Origin of the sequence: Priestia sp. JSM ZJ58, assembly GCF_044383985.1 — a bacterium.
GTDB lineage: Bacteria > Bacillota > Bacilli > Bacillales > Bacillaceae_H > Priestia > Priestia zanthoxyli.
The window spans coordinates 1-23,107 of record NZ_JBISEM010000006.1; the positions used below are offsets into that span (position 1 = coordinate 1).

38 protein-coding genes and 1 rRNA gene are annotated in these 23,107 nt (G+C 39.2%); 3 read left to right on the forward strand and 36 right to left on the reverse strand.

Going from position 1 to position 23,107, the window contains the following annotated elements; genetic code table 11:
• Positions 1-219 (reverse strand): 16S ribosomal RNA (locus ACH6EI_RS25580); the annotation flags it as partial.
• Between the two features lie 590 nt (positions 220-809).
• On the opposite strand from ACH6EI_RS25580, the gene pdaB reads away from it, so the two are divergent.
• Entirely contained in the window at positions 810-1,574 is a 765-nt protein-coding gene (gene pdaB / locus ACH6EI_RS25585) for a polysaccharide deacetylase family sporulation protein PdaB (RefSeq protein WP_028412720.1), read from the forward strand.
• 44 nt (positions 1,575-1,618) lie between these two features.
• Here the strand turns inward: pdaB and ACH6EI_RS25590 are convergent, their stop codons facing one another.
• On the reverse strand, positions 1,619-2,239 hold the full coding sequence (locus ACH6EI_RS25590; protein ID WP_028412721.1) for a KinB-signaling pathway activation protein: 621 nt from the start codon (positions 2,237-2,239) through the stop codon (positions 1,619-1,621).
• 145 nt (positions 2,240-2,384) lie between these two features.
• Here ACH6EI_RS25590 and gerD point away from each other — a divergent pair, with 145 nt between their 5' ends.
• Positions 2,385-3,014 (forward strand): spore germination lipoprotein GerD, encoded by a 630-nt coding sequence (gerD, locus tag ACH6EI_RS25595; RefSeq protein ID WP_028412722.1) that lies wholly within the window; start codon positions 2,385-2,387, stop codon positions 3,012-3,014.
• Between the two features lie 187 nt (positions 3,015-3,201).
• Entirely contained in the window at positions 3,202-4,110 is a 909-nt protein-coding gene (locus ACH6EI_RS25600) for a LysR family transcriptional regulator (RefSeq protein ID WP_014462003.1), read from the forward strand.
• Positions 4,111-4,148: 38 nt separating this feature from the next.
• Here ACH6EI_RS25600 and ACH6EI_RS25605 read toward each other — a convergent pair whose 3' ends face one another.
• From ACH6EI_RS25605 to rpsS, 34 genes are all read right to left on the reverse strand, one after another.
• Complete coding sequence (locus ACH6EI_RS25605; RefSeq protein WP_014462004.1) at positions 4,149-5,222, reverse strand: Mrp/NBP35 family ATP-binding protein; 1,074 nt, start codon at positions 5,220-5,222, stop codon at positions 4,149-4,151.
• Between the two features lie 90 nt (positions 5,223-5,312).
• On the reverse strand, positions 5,313-6,020 hold the full coding sequence (cwlD, locus tag ACH6EI_RS25610; protein WP_397378382.1) for an N-acetylmuramoyl-L-alanine amidase CwlD: 708 nt from the start codon (positions 6,018-6,020) through the stop codon (positions 5,313-5,315).
• 70 nt (positions 6,021-6,090) lie between these two features.
• Positions 6,091-6,513 carry a DUF2521 family protein gene (locus ACH6EI_RS25615; RefSeq protein ID WP_028412723.1) on the reverse strand — a complete coding sequence of 141 codons (423 nt, stop codon included), beginning with the start codon at positions 6,511-6,513 and terminating at the stop codon, positions 6,091-6,093.
• A gap of 111 nt (positions 6,514-6,624) precedes the next feature.
• Positions 6,625-7,017 (reverse strand): 30S ribosomal protein S9, encoded by a 393-nt coding sequence (gene rpsI, locus ACH6EI_RS25620; protein ID WP_013054959.1) that lies wholly within the window; start codon positions 7,015-7,017, stop codon positions 6,625-6,627.
• Between the two features lie 22 nt (positions 7,018-7,039).
• Positions 7,040-7,477: a 50S ribosomal protein L13 gene (gene rplM / locus ACH6EI_RS25625; RefSeq protein ID WP_013054958.1), complete on the reverse strand. Its 438-nt coding sequence runs from the start codon at positions 7,475-7,477 to the stop codon at positions 7,040-7,042.
• Between the two features lie 156 nt (positions 7,478-7,633).
• Positions 7,634-8,374, reverse strand: a complete 741-nt coding sequence (gene truA, locus ACH6EI_RS25630) for a tRNA pseudouridine(38-40) synthase TruA (RefSeq protein WP_013054957.1) — start codon at positions 8,372-8,374, stop codon at positions 7,634-7,636.
• Between the two features lie 18 nt (positions 8,375-8,392).
• Positions 8,393-9,190 carry an energy-coupling factor transporter transmembrane component T family protein gene (locus ACH6EI_RS25635; RefSeq protein ID WP_028412724.1) on the reverse strand — a complete coding sequence of 266 codons (798 nt, stop codon included), beginning with the start codon at positions 9,188-9,190 and terminating at the stop codon, positions 8,393-8,395.
• A complete protein-coding gene (locus tag ACH6EI_RS25640; RefSeq protein WP_028412725.1) occupies positions 9,187-10,056 on the reverse strand; it encodes an energy-coupling factor ABC transporter ATP-binding protein in 870 nt (289 codons plus the stop codon). Before ACH6EI_RS25640 ends, ACH6EI_RS25635 begins: the two co-directional genes overlap by 4 nt.
• Positions 10,032-10,871, reverse strand: coding sequence for an energy-coupling factor ABC transporter ATP-binding protein (locus tag ACH6EI_RS25645; RefSeq protein WP_013054954.1), 840 nt, complete (start codon positions 10,869-10,871; stop codon positions 10,032-10,034). Before ACH6EI_RS25645 ends, ACH6EI_RS25640 begins: the two co-directional genes overlap by 25 nt.
• 138 nt (positions 10,872-11,009) lie before the next feature.
• Positions 11,010-11,372, reverse strand: a complete 363-nt coding sequence (gene rplQ / locus ACH6EI_RS25650; RefSeq protein ID WP_013054953.1) for a 50S ribosomal protein L17 — start codon at positions 11,370-11,372, stop codon at positions 11,010-11,012.
• Between the two features lie 44 nt (positions 11,373-11,416).
• Positions 11,417-12,361, reverse strand: coding sequence for a DNA-directed RNA polymerase subunit alpha (locus ACH6EI_RS25655; RefSeq protein ID WP_013054952.1), 945 nt, complete (start codon positions 12,359-12,361; stop codon positions 11,417-11,419).
• Between the two features lie 180 nt (positions 12,362-12,541).
• Positions 12,542-12,931, reverse strand: a complete 390-nt coding sequence (gene rpsK / locus ACH6EI_RS25660) for a 30S ribosomal protein S11 (protein ID WP_028412666.1) — start codon at positions 12,929-12,931, stop codon at positions 12,542-12,544.
• 23 nt (positions 12,932-12,954) lie between these two features.
• Positions 12,955-13,320: a 30S ribosomal protein S13 gene (gene rpsM, locus ACH6EI_RS25665; protein ID WP_013054950.1), complete on the reverse strand. Its 366-nt coding sequence runs from the start codon at positions 13,318-13,320 to the stop codon at positions 12,955-12,957.
• 24 nt (positions 13,321-13,344) lie between these two features.
• Positions 13,345-13,458 (reverse strand): 50S ribosomal protein L36, encoded by a 114-nt coding sequence (gene rpmJ / locus ACH6EI_RS25670; RefSeq protein ID WP_003156543.1) that lies wholly within the window; start codon positions 13,456-13,458, stop codon positions 13,345-13,347.
• A 37-nt stretch (positions 13,459-13,495) separates the two neighbouring features.
• Entirely contained in the window at positions 13,496-13,714 is a 219-nt protein-coding gene (gene infA / locus ACH6EI_RS25675; RefSeq protein ID WP_010285101.1) for a translation initiation factor IF-1, read from the reverse strand.
• 235 nt (positions 13,715-13,949) lie between these two features.
• Positions 13,950-14,696 carry a type I methionyl aminopeptidase gene (gene map, locus ACH6EI_RS25680; RefSeq protein WP_028412665.1) on the reverse strand — a complete coding sequence of 249 codons (747 nt, stop codon included), beginning with the start codon at positions 14,694-14,696 and terminating at the stop codon, positions 13,950-13,952.
• A complete protein-coding gene (locus ACH6EI_RS25685) occupies positions 14,693-15,346 on the reverse strand; it encodes an adenylate kinase (RefSeq protein WP_013054948.1) in 654 nt (217 codons plus the stop codon). Before ACH6EI_RS25685 ends, map begins: the two co-directional genes overlap by 4 nt.
• Positions 15,347-15,412: 66 nt before the next feature.
• Positions 15,413-16,705 (reverse strand): preprotein translocase subunit SecY, encoded by a 1,293-nt coding sequence (gene secY, locus ACH6EI_RS25690; RefSeq protein WP_013054947.1) that lies wholly within the window; start codon positions 16,703-16,705, stop codon positions 15,413-15,415.
• Positions 16,705-17,145 carry a 50S ribosomal protein L15 gene (gene rplO, locus ACH6EI_RS25695; RefSeq protein WP_013054946.1) on the reverse strand — a complete coding sequence of 147 codons (441 nt, stop codon included), beginning with the start codon at positions 17,143-17,145 and terminating at the stop codon, positions 16,705-16,707. The genes secY and rplO overlap by 1 nt, the downstream gene beginning before the upstream one ends.
• 33 nt (positions 17,146-17,178) lie before the next feature.
• Positions 17,179-17,361 carry a 50S ribosomal protein L30 gene (rpmD, locus tag ACH6EI_RS25700; RefSeq protein ID WP_013054945.1) on the reverse strand — a complete coding sequence of 61 codons (183 nt, stop codon included), beginning with the start codon at positions 17,359-17,361 and terminating at the stop codon, positions 17,179-17,181.
• Positions 17,362-17,375: 14 nt separating this feature from the next.
• Positions 17,376-17,876: a 30S ribosomal protein S5 gene (gene rpsE, locus ACH6EI_RS25705; protein ID WP_013054944.1), complete on the reverse strand. Its 501-nt coding sequence runs from the start codon at positions 17,874-17,876 to the stop codon at positions 17,376-17,378.
• Between the two features lie 20 nt (positions 17,877-17,896).
• Complete coding sequence (gene rplR, locus ACH6EI_RS25710; protein ID WP_013054943.1) at positions 17,897-18,259, reverse strand: 50S ribosomal protein L18; 363 nt, start codon at positions 18,257-18,259, stop codon at positions 17,897-17,899.
• Positions 18,260-18,291: 32 nt separating this feature from the next.
• On the reverse strand, positions 18,292-18,831 hold the full coding sequence (gene rplF / locus ACH6EI_RS25715; protein ID WP_013054942.1) for a 50S ribosomal protein L6: 540 nt from the start codon (positions 18,829-18,831) through the stop codon (positions 18,292-18,294).
• A 30-nt stretch (positions 18,832-18,861) separates the two neighbouring features.
• Entirely contained in the window at positions 18,862-19,260 is a 399-nt protein-coding gene (gene rpsH / locus ACH6EI_RS25720; protein WP_013054941.1) for a 30S ribosomal protein S8, read from the reverse strand.
• A 30-nt stretch (positions 19,261-19,290) separates the two neighbouring features.
• On the reverse strand, positions 19,291-19,476 hold the full coding sequence (locus tag ACH6EI_RS25725; protein WP_013054940.1) for a type Z 30S ribosomal protein S14: 186 nt from the start codon (positions 19,474-19,476) through the stop codon (positions 19,291-19,293).
• A 33-nt stretch (positions 19,477-19,509) separates the two neighbouring features.
• Positions 19,510-20,049, reverse strand: coding sequence for a 50S ribosomal protein L5 (rplE, locus tag ACH6EI_RS25730; RefSeq protein ID WP_013054939.1), 540 nt, complete (start codon positions 20,047-20,049; stop codon positions 19,510-19,512).
• 31 nt (positions 20,050-20,080) lie between these two features.
• Positions 20,081-20,392, reverse strand: a complete 312-nt coding sequence (gene rplX / locus ACH6EI_RS25735; protein WP_013054938.1) for a 50S ribosomal protein L24 — start codon at positions 20,390-20,392, stop codon at positions 20,081-20,083.
• A 49-nt stretch (positions 20,393-20,441) separates the two neighbouring features.
• Positions 20,442-20,810, reverse strand: coding sequence for a 50S ribosomal protein L14 (gene rplN, locus ACH6EI_RS25740; protein ID WP_013054937.1), 369 nt, complete (start codon positions 20,808-20,810; stop codon positions 20,442-20,444).
• A gap of 51 nt (positions 20,811-20,861) precedes the next feature.
• Entirely contained in the window at positions 20,862-21,125 is a 264-nt protein-coding gene (gene rpsQ / locus ACH6EI_RS25745) for a 30S ribosomal protein S17 (RefSeq protein WP_013054936.1), read from the reverse strand.
• 25 nt (positions 21,126-21,150) lie between these two features.
• On the reverse strand, positions 21,151-21,351 hold the full coding sequence (rpmC, locus tag ACH6EI_RS25750) for a 50S ribosomal protein L29 (RefSeq protein WP_013054935.1): 201 nt from the start codon (positions 21,349-21,351) through the stop codon (positions 21,151-21,153).
• Positions 21,341-21,775 carry a 50S ribosomal protein L16 gene (rplP, locus tag ACH6EI_RS25755; RefSeq protein WP_013054934.1) on the reverse strand — a complete coding sequence of 145 codons (435 nt, stop codon included), beginning with the start codon at positions 21,773-21,775 and terminating at the stop codon, positions 21,341-21,343. The genes rpmC and rplP overlap by 11 nt, the downstream gene beginning before the upstream one ends.
• A 2-nt stretch (positions 21,776-21,777) precedes the next feature.
• On the reverse strand, positions 21,778-22,434 hold the full coding sequence (gene rpsC, locus ACH6EI_RS25760; RefSeq protein WP_013054933.1) for a 30S ribosomal protein S3: 657 nt from the start codon (positions 22,432-22,434) through the stop codon (positions 21,778-21,780).
• A 3-nt stretch (positions 22,435-22,437) separates the two neighbouring features.
• Entirely contained in the window at positions 22,438-22,779 is a 342-nt protein-coding gene (gene rplV, locus ACH6EI_RS25765) for a 50S ribosomal protein L22 (protein WP_013054932.1), read from the reverse strand.
• Between the two features lie 19 nt (positions 22,780-22,798).
• Complete coding sequence (rpsS, locus tag ACH6EI_RS25770) at positions 22,799-23,077, reverse strand: 30S ribosomal protein S19 (protein ID WP_013054931.1); 279 nt, start codon at positions 23,075-23,077, stop codon at positions 22,799-22,801.
• Positions 23,078-23,107 lie beyond the last annotated feature (30 nt).

The window sequence follows — 23,107 nt, forward strand, 5'->3', positions numbered from 1 at the left end:
AAACCATCTTTCAATCATCTCCCATGAAGGAGAAGATCCTATCCGGTATTAGCTTCGGTTTCCCGAAGTTATCCCAGTCTTACAGGCAGGTTGCCCACGTGTTACTCACCCGTCCGCCGCTAACGTCATAGAAGCAAGCTTCTAATCAGTTCGCTCGACTTGCATGTATTAGGCACGCCGCCAGCGTTCATCCTGAGCCAGGATCAAACTCTCCGAAGAAATGTTTGACTTGCTCATTTAAAAAATAAAAATTAACGTTGACGTTTGTCGCTTTGTTCAGTTTTCAAAGTTCAACCGCCGCTCTTGAGCGACTTTCTTATATTAACAAGTTGTCTTTCATTTGTCAACAACTTTTTAATATTTTATTTCTGATGAATTGCGATTGTTTTCCAATCACTCATCAGCGACATTTAATAATTTAACATCTGTGCTATATAAAAGTCAACACTTTTTGAAAAGTTTTTTTTGTTTTATCAAAAAATCTTATTTACTTCCCTGCTTTCGCCGAATCTTAGCAAGATCTTTGAAAGGATTTGATACTTTTCTTGAATGTTTCGTTCAAGAACTACATGATTCAAACTTTGTTGAAAAGCAACGTTTGATCTCTTTATTTCTTCTCTAAGTAGTGCTTCTAACTCTAAACACTCCACCTGATTAAATAAACAAATTTTCATTGATTCACCTGCTTTTTGCGACATTGATTCTCACACATCAAAATAAAATCAGTTGTTCTTTTCCTTACCTGTTATTAATTGTAGACAAAACGCATACAAATTAGACAAGTACTACTTATTAAATGAGGTGACAAAATGAATATGTTTTATACTATTCGAGCCAAAAGAATCAAACAGACCATGCTTATCGTAGTTGCTGCGTTTTTTACAAGTTTTTTTCTCTATGCTCAGCAGACGTTTCACTTTCCCGTGTTTTCAACGGATAACGGTCCAAGAGCTGTTTATAAGGCGGATGATAAAAATCCGGAAGTTGCTCTGACCTTTAACATCAGCTGGGGAGATGAAAGAGCTATTCCCATTCTGAATGAACTAAAAAGACAGCATATTGAACATGCTACTTTCTTTTTATCTGCTTCATGGGCTGAACGTCACCCAGATATTGTAGAGCGCATTAAGAAAGAAGGTCACGAAATTGGCACAATGGGCTATGACTATACTTCTTATACAAGCCTAAAACCTAATGAGATTAGACAGGATCTTGCAAAATCAAAGAAAGTCTTTGATTCTCTAGGCCTTAAAGATGTTCACCTTCTTCGTCCTCCTAACGGGCAATTTAATAAAGACATCTTAAAATTAACAGCAGATATAGGATATACTACTGTTCACTGGAGCATTGATTCTAAAGACTGGACAAATCCAGGGGTTGAAAAAATTGTCTCGAATGTTACAAAGCCTTTAGACGGGGGAGATATTATATTGCTGCACGCGTCTGACTCCGCTCAACAAACAGCAAAGGCTATTCCATATATCAAGAATTCATTACAAAATAAAAAAGTCTCAAACGTAAGTATTTCAACATTAATTTCAAATTCAAAAACCCAAGTAAAAGATATCCGCTAAGATTTATTCCCACTGTATATGGAAAGCAAAAGCAGACAAATATACTATTTGTCTGCTTTTGCTATTCTTGCGTGCGTAAGAAGTTTCGGCAAAATAAGAAGTTGATACATATTACAAATTAGAAGTGGAAACAACATAAGGTAAAGCCAGCTTTCTTCATTCGTTCGCAGCGCTGGGAACCATTCAATTGTCGTTACAACAATCATAAAAAACAGCGCTGGTACAAAAGCCTCTTTATTCGTCTGCTTTTTCTTTGCATACGCCACTAACAACCCCACCGCTAACAAGAAAACGCTTAACAAAATATACTTACCTATGCCTTCTCCCGCTTGTTGAAAGAACTTATATCGAAAATAAGCAACGTCAAATAATACAAATAAAACAAATACAATTTGAACCGATTTCCAAAGAGATGCAGATTTAAAAATTCCCAACCCAAATCGGTGAATAGTTAAATATGCAAAGAACCCCATTTGGCTAATTAAACTAAAAATAAACCCTACGCCTACGAGCCATGTTAAAACAGCAACAATTTCTCCTATCTTTCCTTGTTGAAATAAGTGACCGTATTCCCCCCAGCGCACCGCAAACCCAACAACAGCTGTACTTATACCCCCAACAGCTAACGTGGTTAGAAATAGACGAACCCAATTTCGACTATTCACTTCCATCTCCCCCATAAGTTACAAAATTGTACCTTTTCATAAATTGTACCAATCACGTTTTGAAAAATCTAGAGCTCTTTTATGAATAAAAAACCTTGATTATCTCATATTAAGCGTAAGCATATTAGGAAAGGAGCTCATTACTATGAAAAAGCGACTCATGCTCCTCATTTATATAGGAATGTGTATGCTTTTAGCTACAGCCTGTGCACCGCAAGATGAAGAGAACAATGGTATGGATTATGATCAAACAAAGAAAATGGTTGTTGATATTTTAAAAACAGATGAAGGAAAAAAAGCAGTCGAGGCAATTATGAAAGACCCTTCTGTTAGACAAGATATTTTAATGGATCAAAACGCGATAAAAGATACAATTTCTCAAACCTTAGTATCAGATAAGGGCGTGGAATTTTGGAAAAAAGCCATGGATGATCCGAAGTTTGCTGAAAGCTTTGCTAAAAGTTTGGAAAAAGAAAATAAGACGGTCATCAAACAACTAATGAAAGATCCTGAATATCAAGGAATGCTTCAAGATGTTTTAAAGGATCCGGCTATGGAAAAAGAAGTACTGACTGTTTTAAAGAGTAAAGAATATCGCACTTATTTACAAAAGATTATGACCGAAACGTTTGATAGCCCTCTTTATCAATCTAAAATTCAAGACATTCTTTTGAAAGCCGCTGAAGAAACACAAGGTGGACAAAAACAAAGCAGCGACGATAGTGGTTCTTCTTCCGCTGGATCTGACTCAGGGGGAGAACAGCAACAGCAGTGATTAAATACGCATCTCACATGAGATGCGTATTTAATTATGTCATTTATTTTTATTAAAAAACCTAAATGACTTCTTTATATTTTTTAATACTTAGTATTTTTATTGGAATTGTAAACTTTAATTCTTAGCTTTATGGTAAAATATTAGAAATTAACACAATCGTTTTATAGCAAAAGGAGGGAATTCGATGGAATTTCGCGTTATTAAAACGTTTCAAACCATTGTTCGTTTAGGAAGCTTTCAATTAGCCGCTGAATATTTAAAGTACTCTCAGCCTACCATTACACTGCACATTCAAAAGTTAGAATCCGAACTAGGATTTAAGCTTTTAGAACGAGGAAAAAGCATTAAACTTACTGAAGCAGGTAAAATCTTTTACGAACGGGCAAATATTTTACTAAAGGAATATGAATATCTAAATAATACCTTAAAGGATTATTCAACAGGCGAAGCTGGCACGATCCGTATAGGTGCTGCAGAGCCTACAGCAAGCAGTCGACTGCCTTCCATTCTCTCATTATTTAAAAAAAGATATCCCAACACAGAAATTAGCTTACTCGTTGCAGACGAAAAGCACCTTCATCAACATATACGCAATCAAGAAATTGATTTCGCGATTGGCACTGTATCAGAATCGTTCAGAGATATAGAGTTTGAGGCATTGCTAACGGAAAAACTTGTGCTGCTACTACCATTCAATCATGCGCTAACAAAAAGAAAAACAATCTTTGCAAAAGATTTAATACACGAAACGCTGATTACAGCTGGGCAATCTTCCGTTCAAAAGAAAATTGAGCAGCTAATCTTTGAACGAACAGGACAGCTGCCTGCTAAAGTCCAGTTAGGCACTATTAGCACACTTCAGCATTTTGTAAAAGAAAACTTAGGAATAGCCGTTGTTCCACAAATAAGCGCAACTCTTCCGCCGGATCAAGTGGTGGTTAAAACGATTCATGACTTACATGAGGGGCCTGCAATCGGCATTTTAAAGCACCAGTCTCACACCGTAAGTACAGCTGGAAAAACATTTTTAGCTCTCTTAAAACAAAACCTCGCATTTGATTTAAAAAAGACGCAGATTGAACTCTCTGTATAATAATAAAAAGCACGCGCTCGAACAGCGCGTGCTTTTTATTATTTTCCTGTTGCTGCTTTTTCATTTTCGCAAATAAATGCAATCTTGCTTGCAATCTCTCCATATATTTGACCTAAACGATGCGATTCGTCGTAAATGGAAGGTGCAAAATCTTCTTCATTCCAATCAGGCTGACTTAACGGAAGCTGTCCTAACAGCTCTGTCTGAAGTTCCTCAGCCAGTTTTGGACCCCCGCCTTTACCAAATACATACTCTTTTTCCCCTGTTAGCTGGCTTTCAAAGTAAGCCATATTTTCTACAACTCCAATGACCTCATGATCGGTTTTCAAAGCCATAGCACCCGCTCTAGCTGCAACAAATGCCGCTGTAGGATGTGGTGTTGTAATAATCACTTCTTTACAAGCAGGAAGCATGGAGTGAACGTCTAATGCGACATCACCTGTTCCTGGGGGTAAGTCTAGTAAAAGATAATCTAATTCTCCCCATTCAACTTCTGTAAAGAAGCTCGTCAACATTTTTCCGAGCATAGGTCCTCGCCAGATAACAGGTGAATTATCTTCTACAAAGAAGCCCATGGAAATAACTTTTACTCCGAAACGATCAACTGGAATAATCTTTTCACCTTCTACTACAGGACGTTGTGTGATTCCCATCATGTCTGGGACGCTGAATCCATAAATGTCAGCATCAATTAAACCAACTTTTTTTCCTAAACGAGCTAGAGAAACGGCTAAGTTAACAGAGACTGTTGATTTACCAACGCCTCCTTTACCGCTGGCAATAGCAATAAATTCAGGTGCATTCGGACTAGTTAGTAAGTTGCCAGTATTCGGCTGCTCAGCTCGGTACTGCTGAAGTTCCTCAGGCGTAAACTCAACAAATCGCAGTCCAACCGACTGTACACCTGCTTTTTTTAATTCTTCTACAATTGTGCCTTGCAGGCTCAACTGTTCACTCGTACCTGTTTTTGCAACAGCAATCTTCAGGCTTATATGCTGTTTTTCAGCTTTGATTGTTATTTCTTTAATCGCATCTGTTTCTGATAGTTTTTTATTTAAAAATGGATCTGTAATTTCCCCTACTACTTCTTTTACTTGCTTTTCCGTTAGCATACTCCCACCACCATGTTAAAATCTATTTATTTATACTATCAAGTATATCATACATATTAGATTTTTCTGAATAGAAGGGTGCTATGCTTTTTATTTAGGCTTTTCTCCAGTAAAATACCGGCTGACTCCTTCATAAATGGATTCAGCTAACTTTTTTTGATAGCGTTTCGATTGAAGCATTTTACGTTCTGTAGGATTTGACAAGAATCCTACTTCAACCAAAGCACCGGGTGGCTTAGAATGCTTAAGAAGGTAAAGAGTTTGAATAGCTTTTGCTTCACGGGTCGTATTGTCCAGATTATTTCTTAGCTCTTGTTGAATGAGTTTGGCCACTTGCTCGTTTTCTTTTAGGGATCCGTAATAGAAAGTTTGAGCCCCTCTCCACGCAGAGGATGAAATAGCATTCAAGTGAATACTTAAGTACAAATCAGCGTTGGATTTATTAATCATCGTTAAGCGATTTTTTAAGTCTTCTACTTTTCTGCGACTGTATCCTCTTGTATCTTTGGCCGCTAGGTCTTCGTCTTTTTCTCTCGTCATAATAACAAGTGCCCCTTGCTCTTGCAGATAGTCTCGAAGCATTAACGAAATTTTAAGAGTTATTTCTTTTTCAAGCACCTCATCCTCTCCTACCGCTCCTCCATCAACACCGCCATGTCCAGGATCTAGTACAATAACTTTCCCGCTAAGAGGAAGTGAAAGCGAACCGGATGATGTTCTATGATCTATTTGATATTGTACAATGACAAAAAGAACAAGAAGCGCTATAATTGTGCTCATTATTTTTACTTTAGACATTTTATCCCTTCCCTTCTTGCCTCACCTATTTATTTCTATATGGGACAAGAACGGGAATTATGAGTACTTTTTAATGCAAACGTAAACGGCGTCTTTTTTCTGCGGTTCGATAACCTTCTTTCCACCAGTCTTGCACATATCCTTGACACAAATAATACAGACCATCTTGATAAAGATCTGTTACAGACATGCTGACGGCTCCGTACAATGTATCAATTAAAAGAGACTCTTCTTGCTTACTGTGCTTCTGAACATCTTCGTAGCCTTTACCACGTTTACTCACCCGGGCACCTAATAAAAATGATTCGATAGCAATGTCAAGACAGTACTCCTCCACATGTTCGTCTCCTAGCATATTCCACTGAAACATTGGATGAAAATAACGGCGCAGCCTCTCTTGAAGCAAATCAAACGATAGTTCCCTTAGGACTTTGCGTTCATATTTCATTTCTTTTTCATAACGTTTTTCTTTTAAATATGTAACCTCGTTCACGATAACGCCTCCCTTTTTTACATATTGTCTGCACAAGCCTTCGTCTCATACGCAAACAACAAATAAAAAAAGCCTTGGTCCAAAGACCAAGGCTTGAAACGTAATATAAAATTAACGTTTTGAGAATTGTGGTGCACGACGAGCGCCTTTAAGACCGTATTTTTTACGTTCTTTCGCACGAGCGTCACGAGTTAATAGACCAGCACGTTTTAATGTTCCACGGTATTCAGGGTCTGCTTCTAATAAAGCACGAGAGATTCCGTGACGAATAGCGCCAGCTTGACCTGCATAACCTCCACCATTAACGTTTACAAATACGTCATAGTTACCTACAGTTTCAGTTAAAGCAAGTGGTTGTTTTACTACTTCACGTAGTGCAGCAAATGGAATGTATTCTTCGATTTCACGACCGTTGATTGTTACGCGACCGTTACCTGGTACTAAACGTACACGAGCAACAGAGCTTTTACGACGACCAGTTCCGTAATATTGTACCTGTGCCAAGATAATAACCTCCTCTTATTAATTATCCGCGAAGTTCGTAAACTTCTGGTTTTTGTGCTTCATGTGGATGTGTTTCACCAGCATACACATGTAATTTTTTGAACATTTGACGGCCTAGGCTACCTTTTGGAAGCATGCCTTTGATTCCTAATTCAAGCATTTTCTCAGAGTAGTTAGTACGCATTTCTAATGCTGTACGTTGTTTCAAACCACCTGGGTGCATGCTGTGACGGTAATAAATTTTATCAGTTAATTTTTTACCTGTTAATTCGATTTTTGACGCATTGATAAGGATCACGTGATCACCAGTATCAACATGTGGTGTAAAAGTTGGTTTATGTTTACCGCGTAAGATTGATGCTACTTCACTTGCTAAACGACCTAAAGTTTTACCTTCAGCATCGACAACATACCATTTACGCTCTACTTCGTTTGCTTTCGCCATGAAAGTTGTACGCATGAGTTTCCCTCCTAATTTTCATCATCAATTATAAAATTATTTCAACCTTCTATTTCAACACGATTAATTTCCGGGGCTAACCGTGGGGTTAAAATACATACCATATGATATATTATATCTTTAAGCTACTAATGTCAAGAAAATGTTACACCAGGTTTAGTTGTCATAGAAAACGCGCCATAAATATAGTCCTTGCGAAGGCGCAGTTTTCCCTGCACGAGGACGTGATTTGCTTTCTAGAATATCTTTTATAGCATCTGGTTCAATACGGCCTTGTCCTACTTCTAAAAGCGTTCCAACAAGAATACGAACCATATTATACAGAAAGCCACTTCCAACGAATCTAAACACAAGCTGACTATTCTCTTCATACATATCAATCTTGTAAATCGTACGAATCTTATCTTCCACTTCTGTCCTCGCTGAACAAAAGCTTGTAAAGTCGTGTGTACCGAGTAAATATGTGATGGCTTTTTTCATTTTTGAGTAGTCTAATGGATAAGGGTAATGGTATGCATAAGAACGAGTGAAAGGATTTCGATCTTCGCCGCGCAAAATATGATAGCGATACTCTTTTGAAGTAACGTCATACCGGGCGTGAAAATGTGCATCAACTTCACATACATTCTTCATTACAATATCATCTGGTAGCATTGAATTCAATGCTTTTTTCCACTTATCACATGGAATATTTAGGTTTGTGTCAAAATGAATGACTTGCCCCTGTGCATGAACATTTGTGTCCGTTCGTCCAGAGGCGTAAATCGGAACTTTTTTGTTATGCATTTTCTCTAAAACGGCTTCAATCTCCAGTTGAACTGTTCGCTTATTGGGCTGAACTTGATAACCTGAAAAGTGTGTGCCGTCGTATGCAACTATACATTTTAAACGTTTCATCTTTTCACCAAACAATCTTTACGTTCTAATCAGCACTAAAACAACTGCTACTGCCAGCAGAAGTAAAAGCATAATTGTATCTATGCTTCCCCATTTTAATTGACGATACTTTGTACGCCCTTCTCCGCCTTTATATCCTCTTGCCTCCATGGCAATAGCTAGCTCTTCAGCACGCTTAAATGAACCTATAAATAAAGGAACAAGCAAAGGAACGACAGCTTTCAACCGATCCGTAACGGGACCGCTGCTAAAGTCCACTCCTCGTGCTGTCTGCGCTTTAATAATTTTATCTGTCTCTTCCATCAATGTAGGAATAAAGCGAAGAGAAATGGACATCATTAAAGCTAATTCATGAACAGGAAGCTTGAGCTTTTTAAATGGATTCAACAAGCTTTCCATTCCATCTGTTACTTCAATGGGCGTAGTCGTTAACGTTAGCATCGTCGTAATTAAAATTAAGAACAAGAAGCGCAAGGAAATTAAAACACCTTGAATAAGGCCGCCTTTATAGACAGAAAACCATCCCCATTCAAACAAAAGAGGACCTTCCTTCGTCATAAAAATGTGCAAAAGAAACGTGATGATAATAATAAATAGAACGGGCTTTAACCCTCTTAAAATAAAGGAAACGGGCACTTTACTCATGGCCACTATCACAAGGGTATACACACCTAAAAAAGCATAGCCGATAGGGTTATTTGCTAAAAACACAATTAATACATACGCAAATACGAGAAGCAGCTTGGCCCGAGGATCCATTCGATGGACAACAGAATGACCCGGGACATACTTACCAATAATGATTGAGTTCATCATATTCGTTCACCTTGCTGCATAAGGTGCTGCACTTTCTCTACCACTTCAGAAAAGGTAATAACCGTATCCGATGCTTCAAGCTGAAATTTCTCTTGCAGCTTCAGCATAAAGCGAAGCGATTCTGGAACATCCAATCCATATTCTTTTAGCTGCGTATGCTGACCGAAAACTTCTCTAGGTGACCCTTTCATCGCAATCGTTCCTTTATTCATTACAATTAGCTCATCAGCGTACATAGCTGCATCTTCCATGCTGTGAGTCACGAGAATCGTCGTCAAGCCTTTTTCTTTATGAAGACGATAAATCATATTCATAATTTCTTGACGGCCTCTAGGGTCCAATCCAGCAGTTGGCTCATCTAAAATTAGCACATTAGGATTCATCGCTAGAATACCTGCTATCGCTACACGACGCATTTGTCCACCACTCAAATCAAAAGGAGATCTGGTGAGAATGTCTTCTGGCAACCCCACTAACTTGATAAGCTCTCGTGCTTTTTGCTTTGCTTCTTCTTCCAAAACGCCATAATTCATTGGTCCAAAAGCTATATCTTTTTCCACCGTTTCTTCAAAAAGCTGATGTTCTGGAAATTGAAACACCACGCCTACTTGCTGACGAATAGCTTTTAAATTCTTTTCTTTTCGATTGGCTTTAATGGTGCGCTCACCGATTTGAATTTCACCAGCAGTTGGCTTCAATAAAGCATTCAGATGCTGTATGATTGTTGATTTCCCAGAACCAGTATGGCCAATAACAGCCAAAAATGTACCTGATTGAATGCTTAAATTTAAGTCATGTAGAGCAATTCGTTCAAATGGTGTATTAACTTGATAACGATGCTCTACTTCTTTGAATATAATGTCCATAGTTCGTCCACCAAGTCCTCATCTGTTAAATGAATTTTTGATAAAGGAATTCCTACGGAAGCAAAACGATGGCTTAGTTTAACGGAAAACGGCAAGTCTAGTCCAATATCCGTTAACTTGGAACCTAATGCAAATACTTCGCGTGGAGTACCTGTTGCATAGATCTTCCCTTTGTTCATCACAACGACTCTGTCAGCCATTGCTACTTCATCTAAATCGTGGGTAATTGAAATAACCGTCAGTTGTTTTTCTTCTTTTAATTTTCTAACAGTTTCAAGTACTTCAGTTCGTCCAATAGGATCTAACATAGATGTTGCTTCATCTAGAATGATGACAGATGGCTGTACGGCAATTATACCCGCAATGGCCACACGCTGTTTTTGTCCACCTGATAGCTGATGAGGCTCTTGATCCAGAAAAGCACTCATATTGACCATTTCGATTGCTTCAGGTATACGTTTTTCCATAATCTCAAATGGAATCCCGTTGTTTTCAAGCCCAAACGCAATATCATCTTGAACGGTTGAGCCAACAAATTGATTATCTGGGTTTTGAAACACCATTCCAATCTGCTTGCGCACATCCCATATTGTTTCTTCAGATAAAAGAGTATCGCCCACTCGAACCGTTCCTTTTTCAGGTAGCAAAAGGCCGTTTAGAATTCGTGCCAGCGTCGATTTACCAGATCCATTATGTCCAGCTATCGCTAACCATTCACCTTTATAAGCAGAGAGAGAAAGGTGATCTAATGTTAGGTCTGCTTCAGGATCGTATCGAAAGCATAAATCTTTTACCTCTAAAGACATTTCTTTCAACGCTATCTTCCTCTCAGCTTTTTCTATTGCAGCATTGCCTACATTGGTTTTTTACGCTATTTACCCGGTTTAAGGTATAAAAAAAGGGCAACGACTAGTTACACACTGTCTCGCCCTTTTCTATCTGTATTAAAAATATTAAACTAATTCAATGATAACCATTGGAGCACCGTCACCACGGCGAGGTCCAACTTTTAAGATACGAGTGTAACCGCCTTGGCGATCTTCGTAGCGAGTAGCGATATCGCTGAATAGTTTTTGTAAAGCGCTTTGACCAGCTTCCTCGTTAGCTACTTCATTACGGATGTAAGATGCAGCTTGACGACGAGCGTGTAGATCTCCACGTTTACCTAAAGTAATCATTTTTTCAACAGTTGAACGTAATTCTTTTGCACGAGCTTCAGTTGTCTCAATGCGTTCACTGATGATTAAATCAGTTGTTAAATCACGAAGAAGCGCCTTGCGTTGTGCGCTTGTACGACCTAATTTACGGTAAGACATGTGAGGTCCCCTCCTTTGTTAAGTAGTTAAACAGGTAGATATAATCAGTCGTCCTTACGTAGACCCAAACCTAATTCTTCAAGTTTAGCTTTAACTTCTTCTAAAGATTTACGGCCTAAGTTACGAACTTTCATCATATCTTCTTCTGTTTTATTAGCAAGCTCTTGTACAGTATTGATGCCTGCTCGTTTTAAGCAGTTGTAAGAACGAACAGATAAATCCAGTTCCTCGATCGTCATCTCTAGAACTTTTTCTTTCTGGTCTTCTTCTTTTTCTACCATGATCTCTGCTTTTTGAGCTTCATCTGTTAAGTTAACGAAGATATTTAAGTGTTCCGTTAGAATCTTTGCACCTAAAGCAACAGCTTTTTCTGGCTCGATGCTACCGTCAGTCCAAACATCCAACGTTAACTTATCGTAATTTGTCATTTGACCAACACGAGTATTTTCTACATAATACGATACGCGAGTAACAGGCGTATAGATTGAGTCAATTGGAAGTACACCAATTGGTTGGTCTTCACGCTTGTTAGCATCGGCAGGATTATAACCTCGACCTGTGCGAGCAGTAAGTCTCATACGGAAATGAGCATCTGACTCAAGTGTTGCAATATGAAGATCCGGATTTAGAACTTCGATATCACTGTCTGCTTGAATGTCAGCAGCCGTTACTGTACCAGGACCTTTAACATCGATCTCAAGTGTTTTCTCTTCATCAGAGTAAATCTTTAACGCTAACTTTTTAACGTTTAAAATGATGTTTGTTACATCTTCAACAACTCCAGGAACTGTTGAAAATTCATGTAATACACCTTCAATTTGAATAGATGTTACAGCTGCACCAGGGAGTGAGGATAATAGGATACGACGTAAGGAGTTACCCAAAGTAGTACCATATCCACGCTCAAGTGGTTCGACGACGAATTTACCGTACTTTCTATCATCGCTGATTTCTACCGTTTCGATTTTTGGCTTTTCAATCTCTATCAATATAAACCCTCCTTCAAAACGTCGAAACCTCGGCTAGACGGCTGATTTCTCAAATGCCTAACCGAAATTCCCTATTAGACAGTTCCCGAATGTGCACAACAAATGGAAAACATTTCGTTGCATGAATAAATTCTACACCATCATCATTATAGACAACGAAATAGAATCTATACATATTAATTATACACGACGACGTTTTGGTGGGCGGCATCCGTTGTGAGGTACAGGAGTAACATCTCTAATAGCTGTTACTTCTAAACCTGCAGCTTGAAGAGCACGGATAGCTGCTTCACGACCAGCACCAGGGCCTTTAACTGTAACTTCAAGAGTTTTCATTCCGTTATCCATAGAAACTTTTGCAGCAGCTTCAGCAGCCATTTGCGCAGCAAATGGAGTGGATTTACGAGAACCTCTGAAGCCAAGTGCGCCTGCACTAGACCAAGCAATCGCATTACCGTGAACATCTGTAATTGTTACAATAGTGTTGTTAAACGTTGAGCGAATATGAGCTACACCAGCTTCAATATTCTTTTTCACGCGACGTTTACGTGTATTAGTTTTACGTGCCATCTGTTAATGACCTCCCTTACTAATTATTTCTTCTTGTTCGCTACAGTACGGCGTGGGCCTTTACGTGTACGAGCATTGTTTTTACTGTTTTGACCACGAACTGGTAAACTACGACGGTGGCGGATACCACGGTATGAACCAATCTCAATTAAACGTTTGATGTTTAAAGAAACTTCACGACGAAGATCGCCTTCTACTTTATAGCTATCTAAAATATCACGAATTTTACCTAATTCTTCTTCTGTTAAGTCACGAACGCGAGTATCTTCAGAAACTCCAGCTTCAGCTAGAACTTTTTCAGCAGTTGGACGACCAATACCGAAAATGTATGTTAATGAAATTACTACACGCTTGTCACGAGGAATATCAACACCAGCAATACGTGCCATATGAATAGTGCACCTCCTTATTGATTAACCTTGTTTTTGTTTATGCTTAGGGTTTTCACAAATTACCATTACTTTACCTTTTCTACGGATAACTTTACATTTTTCGCAGATTGGTTTAACTGATGGTCTGACTTTCATGTTTCATACCTCCTTGATAGTACGGAGTGCATAGGTTTTATTTGAAACGGTACGTAATTCTACCGCGAGTTAAATCGTATGGTGACAATTCTACAGTTACTTTATCACCAGGTAAGATTCGAATGAAATGCATGCGAATTTTTCCTGATACGTGAGCAAGTACTGTATGACCATTTTCTAATTCTACCTTGAACATAGCGTTAGGTAAAGTCTCAGCAACTGTACCTTCAACTTCAATTACATCGTCTTTTGCCATTAAAGTGCTCTCCTTTCTTTGAAACAGTAACAAGCTATCATTAAACGACTTAAAAAGAACCTGTTCTGAACATCCGGAGATCGTAATCATTAAATTCAAGATGATTGACGCTAATATACATCTTTACCATTTTAACAGCAATTCAGACGAAAAACGATCATCGTGAATTTAGATAATTACTGTTTACTGTCCAGTGCATCTAGCGAGGAATGGATAGAGATAACATCCTTTAACATTACAATGCTGTCAGAATTTCATATCCCGTCTCAGTAATTGCAATAGTATGTTCGAAGTGCGCACACATTTTACCATCCACTGTCACAACTGTCCAGTTATCAGGTAATGTCTTTACATATCGCATACCAGCATTCACCATTGGCTCAACTGCCAATACCATGCCTGGACGTAGACGCGGTCCTTTATTCGGTGGACCATAATGAGGTACTTGCGGATCTTCATGTAAGTCTTTGCCGACGCCATGGCCAACATATTCTCTTACAATCGAAAAGTTACGTGATTCTGCGTACTGTTGAATAGCATGTGAAATATTCGACAAACGCTCACCCGGCTTCGCTTCTGCTAATCCTTTGTAGAGAGATTGCTCAGTCACATCAAGCAGCTCTTGATTTTCTAATGAAATCTTTCCTACTCCATATGTCCAAGCTGAGTCACCATGATAGCCACCGAATTTAGCTCCGATGTCTAAACTGATGATATCCCCTTCATTAAGCTTGCGTTCTCCCGGAATACCATGAACTAATTCTTCATTCACAGAAGCACATACACTGCCGCGAAAACCATTATACCCTTTAAAAGACGGAATTGCATCATGTTGACGAATAAAATTTTCAGCAATTGCATCCAATTCTATAGTCGTAATACCTGGAACGATATGTTTTTTCAACTCTTGATGAGTTAAAGCCACGATTCGTCCAGCTTCACGCATGACCTCAATTTCCTCTGGTGTCTTGCAAATGATCATTGCTTAACCCCAGCAAGTAATTGACGAACATCCTCAAACACAATGTTAATATCTTGATTACCATTAATATTGCGTAGATAACCTTTTTCTTGATAAAAATCAAGTAGAGGTTGAGATTGTTTAACATTAACTGAAAGTCTAGTTGAAACCGTCTCAGCATTGTCATCTGCACGTTGATAAAGCTCTCCGCCACATTTGTCACAAACTCCTTCTTTCGCAGGAGGATTGAATACTAAGTGGTAAGTAGCTCCGCAATCTTTACAAATGCGGCGTCCAGTAAGACGCTCCATTAAAATGCTTTGATCTACATCAATATTAATCACATAATCAATTTGCTTGTTTAGTTCTTTTGTAATTGTTTCAAGAGCTTCTGCTTGGGCTACTGTTCTCGGGAAGCCATCAAGTAAAAAGCCGTTTTCACAATCTTGTTTGTTTAAACGCTCGCGCACAATTCCAATTGTTACTTCATCAGGAACAAGGTTACCTTGGTCCATAAATGATTTAGCTTTTAAACCTAGTTGCGTTCCTTCTTTAATTGCAGCTCGGAACATATCTCCTGTTGAGATATGAGGGATATCGTAATGCTCAACGATTTTTTCTGCTTGAGTACCTTTCCCAGCACCAGGAAGGCCCATTAACACTAAATTCATTTCTTGCTTCCCCCTCAGTATCTTATCCGTTTAATGGGAAAGCAGCCTGCCTCCCACTAAACAGCTTTACTTAATAAATCCCTTATAATGGCGTTTCACTAATTGACTCTCAAGTTGTTTCATTGTCTCAAGAGCTACACCGACAACAATTAACAAACTAGTACCGCCGATCTGAGCAGATGAGGGTAGGTTTGCAATTTTGATGAACAGAACCGGCAACACAGCAATTAACGCAAGGAATATCGAACCGATTAATGTCAGACGATATAACACTTTCGTTAAATAAGCTTGTGTGCTTTTACCAGGACGAATGCCTGGGATGTAGCCACCTTGCTTTTTCAAGTTCTCTGCTACTTGTTCAGGGTTAACTTGAACAAATGTATAGAAGTAACAAAAAGCAATGATTAACGCTACATACACTATCATACCAATTGGCTTAGTATAGTCAAATGTATTCTGAATCCACGTCGTTACATCATTTGGACCGAAAAATGATGCAATTGTTGGTGGTGTGATAATAAATGAAACTGCAAAGATAACAGGAATAACCCCAGCAGCATTTACTTTTAACGGTAAATGAGTGGATTGACCTCCAACAGGATTACGACCAGCTGAACCCTTTGCATATTGAATAGGAATTTTTCGTAGCGCTTGTTGGAAGTAAATAACCCCAACAATAATAGCTAAAACTGCAATCGCAATTAAAACTACCGTTACGATACGAATGAATAATTGATCCCCAACGTCTTCAAATTGCTGTGCATAAATTTGATTTAATGTTGTCGGAATACCAGCTGCAATCCCAGCAAAGATAATGATAGAAATACCATTACCTACGCCTTTTGCAGTAATCTGTTCTCCTAACCACATTAAGAAGGCAGTACCTGCCGTTAACACTGTAGCAATTAGAAGATACGTAGAAATTCCTGGATTAGCGATCAATTGTCCGCCCGAAATATTGTTGAATCCTATAGACATACCTAAAGCCTGGATAAATCCAAGCACAATTGTTCCATAACGAGTTACTTGAGCTAATTTACGGCGCCCAACATCTCCCTGCTTTGACCATTCTGTAAACTTAGGTACAACATCCATCTGCAATAATTGGACGATGATGGATGCTGTAATATAAGGCATAATGCCCATAGCAAGAATGGAAAAGTTTTTTAACGCGCCGCCGCCAAATGTATTCAGAACTCCGAATACATTTAACCCATCTTGCAATTTTAGTACATCCGTATTAACACTTGGTACAGGAATAAATGTACCAATTCGGAAGACAATTAACATTAACAAAGTGAAAAAGATTTTTTGTCTTATTTCACGCACGCGCATTAAATTGGAGATTGTTTGAAACATTAGATCACCTCAACTGTACCGCCAGCAGCTTCGATAGCTTCTTTAGCAGTTGAAGAGAATTTAGCAGCTTTAACAGTTAGCTTAGAGTTTAATGTACCGTTTCCTAGTACTTTAACGCCAGCTTTTGCTTTGCTTACTAAACCAGTTTCGATTAATAATTCTGGTGTTACTTCAGTTCCATCTTCAAAACGGTTAAGAGCTTCTAAATTAACGATCGCGTATTCTTTGCGATTGATATTAGTGAACCCACGTTTTGGAAGACGACGGAATAAAGGAGTTTGACCACCTTCGAAGCCAGGTCTTACGCCACCGCCAGAGCGAGCGTTTTGCCCTTTGTGACCTTTACCTGAAGTCTTTCCGTTACCTGAACCAGTACCACGACCTACACGGTTACGTACTTTACGTGAACCTTCAGCTGGTTTCAATTCATGAAGTTTCATTCCGGAGCACCTCCTTAGAGTGACAATTTATACTTATTGCTCTTTTACTGTAACAAGGTGAGCTACTTTGTTAATCATTCCGCGAATTGCAGGATTATCGTCTTGAACGACAGTTTGATTTAACTTACGTAGGCCAAGTGTACGAACAGTTACACGTTGATCTTCTGGACGACCAATTACGCTACGAGTAAGGGTAATTGCTAGTTTGTTTGCCATTCCATATCCCTCCCTTATCCTAACAGTTCTTCTACAGTCTTGCCACGTAGTTTTGCAACATCTTCAGCACGTTTTAGGTTAGCTAAACCGTTAAGAGTTGCACGTACCATGTTGATTGGAGTGTTTGAACCTAAAGATTTAGATAGAATATCACTTACTCCACCCAATTCTAGTACCGCACGAACTGGGCCACCAGCGATAACTCCTGTACCTTCAGAAGCAGGTTTTAAGAAAATTTGACCTGCACCAAATTGTCCAAGGATTTCGTGTGGAATAGTTGTACCAACCATAGGTACAGTAATTAAGTTTTTCTTCGCATCTTCAATTGCTTTACGGATTGCATCTGGTACCTCTTGTGCTTTACCAGTACCGAATCCAACGTGACCGTTTTTGTCACCAACTACAACTAATGCAGCGAAGCGGAAACGACGTCCACCTTTCACAACTTTAGCTACGCGGTTAACGGTAACAACACGTTCTTCAAGCTCTAATTTATTTGGATCAATACGACGCATGATTTTCCCTCCTTTTACAATTAGAATTGTAATCCAGCTTCACGAGCAGCGTCAGCTAATGCTTTAACACGGCCATGATATAAATAACCGCCACGGTCGAATACTACTTCGTTTACACCTTTTTCTACTGCGCGTTTAGCGACTAATTCGCCAACTTTGATAGCAGCTTCAGTGTTACCAGTGCTTTCTAAAGTCAGGTCTTTATCTAACGTTGAAGCACTTGCGATTGTTACTGAATTTAAATCGTCGATAACTTGTGCGTAAATATGTTGATTAGAACGGAACACGTTTAAACGCGGACGAGTTGCAGTTCCAGATAACTTCGCACGAACACGAGCATGTCTTTTTTTACGAACTTTGTTTTTATCAAGCTTCGTGATCATTTCGGGCACTCCTTTCTTTTACCTAACCGGCATTACTTCTTAGCAGTTTTACCTTCTTTACGACGTACATATTCGCCTTCGTAACGAATACCTTTACCTTTGTAAGGCTCTGGTGGACGAACGTCACGAATATTTGCAGCTAATGCACCTACGCGTTCTTTATCAATACCTTTAATAACGATCTTAGTTTGAGAAGGAACTTCGATTTCGATTCCTGTTTCAGGAGTAATCTCAACTGGGTGAGAGTATCCAACGCTCAATACTAATTTGCTACCAGATTTTTGTGCACGGTAACCTACACCGACTAATTCTAAACCACGTTCGAATCCTTTAGTAACACCTTCAACCATGTTACCTAAAAGGCTACGAGTAGTTCCATGAAGAGCGCGGTGCTCTTTATTGTCACTAGGACGATTAACAACTAATACGTTGTCTTCAACTTTAATTTCGATTTCAGGGTGGAATGTACGAGTTAATTCACCCTTTGGTCCTTTTACAGTTACAGTGTTGCTCTCGTTCGTAACTGTAACACCTGCTGGAAGTTCTAAAGGCTTTTTACCAACACGTGACATAGTTACACCTCCATTCACATTTAAAACTTATTACCAAACGTACGCTAATACTTCTCCACCAGTTTGCTTTTGACGAGCTTCTTTGTCAGTTAAAACACCTTGAGAAGTAGAAACGATTGCGATACCTAAACCGTTAAGTACACGTGGTACTTCATTAGTTTTTGCATAAACACGTAGACCAGGTTTACTGATACGTTTTAAGCCTGTAATTACACGTTCGTTATTTGAACCGTATTTTAAGAAGATACGGATAATACCTTGTTTGTTGTCTTCGATGTATTCTACATCACGTACGAAACCCTCACGCTTAAGGATTTCTGCAATTTGCTTCTTAATGTTAGAAGCAGGAACTTCAATTTTCTCATGACGAACCATGTTCGCATTGCGGATACGAGTTAGTAAATCTGCAATAGGATCAGTCATTACCATATTAATTTACCTCCTTCCCAAACTTGGGTTTTACCAACTAGCTTTTTTAACACCAGGAATTTGACCTTTATAAGCAAGCTCACGGAAACAAATACGGCAAAGCTTGAATTTACGTAGTACTGAGTGTGGACGTCCACAACGTTCGCAACGTGTATACTCTTGTACTTGGAATTTTTGCTGGCGTTTTTGCTTCGCAATCATTGATTTTTTAGCCACATTTTCGCCTCCTCTGCTTAACGTTGGCAGTTATTACTTCTGGAATGGCATACCGAACTGAGTTAAAAGCTCACGAGCTTCTTCATCAGTGTTTGCTGTTGTAACAATAACGATATCCATACCACGAACTTTAGTTACTTTATCATAATCGATCTCTGGGAAGATCAATTGTTCTTTAACACCTAACGTGTAGTTTCCACGACCATCAAATGCTTTTTTAGATACACCACGGAAATCGCGCACACGTGGAAGTGATACTGATACTAATTTATCGAAGAATTCGTACATACGCTCGCCGCGTAAAGTAACTTTCGCACCGATTGGCATACCTTCACGAAGACGGAAACCAGCGATAGATTTTTTCGCACGAGTTACAACAGGTTTTTGACCAGTGATTTCAGCTAGTTCTTCAACAGCGTTATCTAAAGCTTTTGAGTTAGAAACAGCATCACCGATACCCATGTTGATTACGATCTTGTCGATTTTTGGCACTTGCATTACAGATTCATAATTAAACTTGCTAACTAGAGCAGGAGTAATCTCTTTTGTAAATTTCTCTTTAAGACGGTTCATGTGAACTAAACCTCCCTTCACATTTCATTAATTATTTATCTAAAGTTTCACCAGATTTTTTTGCTACACGTACCTTTTTGCCATCGATAACTTGGTACCCAACACGAGTTGGCTCACCAGATTTAGGATCCAACGGCATTACGTTTGATACGTGGATAGGTGCCTCTTGGCTAACGATTCCACCTTGTGGATTTACTTGAGAAGGTTTAGAGTGTTTTTTCACAACGTTCACGCCTTCAACAAGTACACGGTCTTTCTTTGGGAAAGCTGCAAGTACTTCACCTTGCTTACCTTTGTCTTTACCAGAGATAACCACTACTTTGTCGCCCTTTTTAACATGCATCCTATTCGCACCTCCTTAAAAGGCATTTTGTATTTGTTCTATATATCAATTAGATAACTTCTGGAGCCAATGATACGATCTTCATGAAGTTGTTATCACGTAATTCACGAGCAACTGGTCCGAAGATACGAGTACCACGTGGTCCTTTGTCGTCACGGATGATTACGCAAGCATTTTCGTCGAAACGGATGTAAGAACCGTCAGTACGGCGAACACCACTTTTTGTACGTACAACAACAGCTTTAACAACGTCACCTTTTTTAACAACGCCTCCTGGTGTTGCTTGTTTCACCGTACAAACGATAACATCACCAATGTTTGCTGTCTTACGACCTGAACCACCAAGTACTTTAATAGTAAGTACCTCACGTGCACCAGAGTTGTCTGCAACTTTTAAACGAGATTCTTGTTGAATCATGTACGAAACCTCCCTTCGGATGAATCATTCTTATCCGATCTATCTTAACTATTAGATGATAACAGCTTTTTCTACAACTTCTACTAGACGGAAACGTTTAGTAGCTGATAACGGACGAGTTTCCATGATCTTCACGATATCGCCTAGTTGAGCTGTATTGTTTTCATCGTGAGCTTTGAATTTCTTTGAGTATTTTACACGCTTGCCATAAAGCGAATGCTTTTTGTAAGTTTCAACAAGAACAGTAACAGTCTTATCCATTTTGTCAGAAACTACGCGGCCAGTGTAAACTTTACGTTGGTTGCGTTCACTCATTCTGAAAGCCTCCTCTCAGACTTAATTATTTATTAGCAGCAATCTCTCTTTCACGAACTACAGTTTTCATACGAGCGATCGATTTGCGCACTTCGCGAATACGAGTAGTATTCTCTAATTGTCCAGTCGCTAATTGGAAACGAAGGTTAAACAACTCTTCTTTTAAAGCCTTAACTTTTTGTTCAATTTCAGCAGTGGTAAGGTCACGAATTTCATTAGCTTTCATTAGAATCACCACCAATTTCTTCACGTTTTACAAACTTACATTTTACAGGTAGCTTGTGTGCAGCTAAACGTAAAGCTTCACGTGCAACCTCTTCAGATACACCTGAAATTTCAAACATTACTTTTCCAGGTTTAACAACTGCTACCCAACCTTCAGGAGCACCTTTACCAGAACCCATTCGGACTTCTAGAGGCTTAGCAGTATAAGGTTTAGAAGGGAAAATTTTAATCCATACTTTACCGCCACGTTTCATGTAACGAGTCATTGCGATACGAGCAGCTTCGATTTGACGGTTTGTAATCCAAGAAGCTTCAGTAGCTTGTAAACCGAATTCACCGAAATGTACTTCCGTACCACCTTTAGCGCGTCCACGCATTTTTCCGCGATGTTCGCGACGATATTTAACGCGTTTTGGTAATAACATAATTATTTTCCTCCTTCCTCAGTTTTCTTTTTAGTAGGAAGAACCTCTCCACGATAGATCCATACTTTCACACCAAGTTTACCATAAGTAGTATCTGCTTCAGCGTGAGCATAGTCAATATCAGCGCGAAGTGTATGAAGTGGAACTGTACCTTCACTGTAATATTCAGAACGAGCAATATCAGCTCCGCCTAAACGACCAGATACCATTGTTTTGATACCTTGTGCGCCAGCACGCATACTACGTTGGATAGCTTGCTTTTGAGCACGACGGAATGATACACGGTTCTCAAGTTGGCGAGCGATGTTTTCAGCTACTAGTTTAGCATCTAAATCTGCTCGTTTAATTTCAAGGATGTTAATGTGTACACGCTTGCCTGTTAATTGGTTAAGAGCTTTACGAAGTGATTCTACTTCAGTACCACCTTTACCAATTACCATACCAGGTTTTGCAGTGTGGATCGTTACGTTTAAGCGGTTAGCAGCGCGTTCGATTTCAACTTTAGAAACAGCTGCATCGTTTAAACGTTTAGCGATATATTCACGTACTTTTAAGTCTTCATGTAATAAGTCAGCGTAGTCTTTGCCAGCGAACCATCTTGATTCCCAATCACGGATGACACCGACGCGAAGACCGACCGGATTTACCTTTTGACCCATGAATTATCCCTCCTTCTTTTCTGATACCACGATTGTGATGTGGCTTGTGCGCTTGTTAATTTGGCTTGCACGTCCCATAGCGCGTGGACGGAAACGTTTTAAAGTTGGACCTTCGTTAACAAAAGCGTCAGTAATAACTAAATTGTTAGCGTCCATTTCATAATTGTGTTCTGCATTGGCAATAGCAGATTTTAATACTTTCTCAACGACTGGAGAAGCAGCCTTTGGCGTGTGAAGTAGCACTGCTAGCGCTTCACCCACTTGCTTACCTCGAATTAAATCTACAACTAAACGAACTTTACGAGGAGCAATACGTACTGTTCTCGCGACAGCTTTAGCTTGCATTTAAAAGCCTCCTCTCATATTAGCGTCTTGTTTTCTTATCATCACTTGCGTGACCTTTGTAAGTACGAGATGGTGCGAATTCACCAAGTTTGTGACCTACCATGTCTTCAGTAACATAAACTGGTACATGTTTACGACCGTCATATACAGCAATTGTATGACCAATGAACTGAGGGAAGATAGTTGAACGACGAGACCAAGTTTTTACTACTTGCTTGCTGTCAGTTTCGTTTAACTTCTCAATTTTGTTGATTAAATGGTCATCTACAAAAGGTCCTTTCTTTAAGCTGCGACCCATAAATGAACCTCCCTTCGTGATTGTCCTACG